Source organism: Streptomyces sp. Q2 (assembly GCF_056820935.1).
Genome location: NZ_JBXEJE010000019.1, coordinates 1 through 1,548, shown reverse-complemented (window position 1 = coordinate 1,548; position 1,548 = coordinate 1). Strand labels below are relative to the sequence as shown.

1 protein-coding gene is annotated in these 1,548 nt (G+C 74.8%); it reads right to left on the bottom strand.

Features of this window, described 5'->3' with window-relative positions; genetic code table 11:
• Positions 1-96: 96 nt before the first annotated feature.
• Positions 97-1,548 (bottom strand): DoxX family protein (locus ACWBNA_RS21460; RefSeq protein WP_482706059.1); only part of this gene is annotated, 1,452 nt, incomplete at its 5' end.

The window sequence follows — 1,548 nt, the reverse complement described above, 5'->3', positions numbered from 1 at the left end:
GGGGGTCCCGCACTTCTCGAGGGCGGGACCCCCGTCGTCGTACGGGCCAGGGTGTTCAGCCGGCAGGCGTGCCCAGGATTTCGCCCACCGGCTCAGTTACCCCAACAGGCCGCCCACCAGGCCCGGCTGGGAGGACGAGCCTCCACCGTCGGAGCCGCCTGAGGGGCCCCCGCTGGCGCTGCCGCCGGAGGTGGGGCCGGAGCTGGTGCTGGGGGCCTGCTGGGCCGGGGAGGTCTGCTGTGGTGGGGCCTGGCCGGTGGTGCCCTGGGTCTGGCCGGTGGTGCCCTGGGTCTGGCTGGGCGAGCCGCCGGTGGCGGTACCGGTGTCGCGCGTGGCGCCCGGGGTGGTGGCAGCCTCGTCAGCGGAGGAGCCGCTCGTGGCGCCCTGGGTCGGCGAGCTGGAGGCCGACGGGGTCTTCTTGTGCCGCTTGGCGGGGTCCTGCGGGAGCGGGGAGCCGGGCAGTTCGTTGCGCGGGGCTTCGCCGGGGCCGGGGACGACGACGCGGACGGCACCGCCGAGGAGTGAGCCGACGAGCAGCGTGAGGCCGGCGGCGACGACGGTGATGAGGGCGCCGCGGCGCAGGACGTAGTGGCGCAGGTCCCAGATGTCGGCGCGGGGTCCGAGGCGGCGCCAGGCGCTGCCGGTGAGGCGGCCGTCGATGGAGTAGACGGGGGCGCCGGCGATGATCAGCGGGGACCAGGCGGCGAGGTAGATGATGTCGGGGGTGTCGTAGACCGGGACGCTCTTCCAGCTGACGGTCACGAGGAGCGCGGCGGACAGGCCGGCGCCGACGACCGCGGCGACGCGCTGCCAGCAGCCCAGGATCGTGAGGACGCCCACGATGACCTGGAGGAAGGCGATGACGAGTCCGGCGCCGACGGGGTGCTGGAGGGCGAACTGCCGCAGGGGCTCGGCGACTTCCCAGGGGTGCAGGGTGTTGAGCCACTTGACCATGGAGCCGCGTTCGCCGCCGTCGAAGTAGACGGGGTCGCAGAGCTTGCCCATGCCGGCGTAGATGGAGATGAAGCCGAGGAAGACGCGCAGCGGGAGGAGGACGACGCCGAGGTTCATGCGGCGGCCCGGGTAGTAGGCGTGCCGGGCGGGGTCGTCGCTGTGGCGCTTGGTGCGGTGGCCCCGGTCGGCGCCGCCGTCCTCGTACGCGTCGTACTCCTCGAACTCCTCGCCCGCGTACGCGGGTTCGTCGTCGACGCTGCCCACGGTCCGCATGTGGGGCAGGAGTGGGGGACCGTCGGGGTCGTGGCTGCGCTGGGCGCCGACGACGGGGGTCTCGACGGTCTGCGTGAGGTCGTCGTAGCCATCGCCGGGGTAACGGCCGTCGGCGTAGCCGCCGTTGACGTCGACGCGGGGGATGACCTGGGTGGCTCCGGCGTCGGAGGTCGGGGCCGGTTCTTCGCCGTGGCGGACGCTGCCGCCCCGCACGGCCTGGAGCAGCCGGTGCGCGCCGGTGTCGTCGGGGTCGGACCTGCCGCTCCAGACGACGGGCCGACGGCGGGCGCCCGCGGCGGCGCCGGGTCTGCCGGCCACGGC